The organism is Candidatus Riesia pediculischaeffi, assembly GCF_002073895.1.
GTDB classification, from domain to species: domain Bacteria; phylum Pseudomonadota; class Gammaproteobacteria; order Enterobacterales; family Enterobacteriaceae; genus Riesia; species Riesia pediculischaeffi.
Map to the genome: position 1 here is coordinate 235587 of NZ_CP012839.1, position 367 is coordinate 235953.

At 48.8% G+C, this 367-nt stretch carries 1 rRNA gene (running past both ends of the window); it reads left to right on the plus strand.

The features are described from left to right. A 23S ribosomal RNA gene (locus tag AOQ87_RS01150) occupies positions 1-367 on the plus strand (it extends past both window edges: 2019 nt to the left, 535 nt to the right).

Below are 367 nucleotides of genomic sequence, written 5' to 3' on the forward strand. Positions count from 1 at the left end.
CCACCTGAGACTCAGTGAAATTGAAATTGCTGTGAAGATGCAGTGTACCCGCGACAAGACGGAAAGACCCCGTGAACCTTTACTATAGCTTGATATTGAACATTGAATGTTGCTGTGTAGGATAGGTGGGAGGCTGAGAAACATGGACGCTAGTCCATGTGGAGCCGTCGTTGAAATACCACCCTGAAACGTTTTGTGTTCTAACTTAGACCCGTCATCCGGGCCGAGGACAATGTCTGGTGGGTAGTTTGACTGGGGTGGTCTCCTCCTAAAGAGTAACGGAGGAGTACAAAGGTTGGCTAATTACGGTCGGAAATCGTAAGGTTAGTGCAAAGGCATAAGCCAGCTTAACTGCGAGCGTGACGAC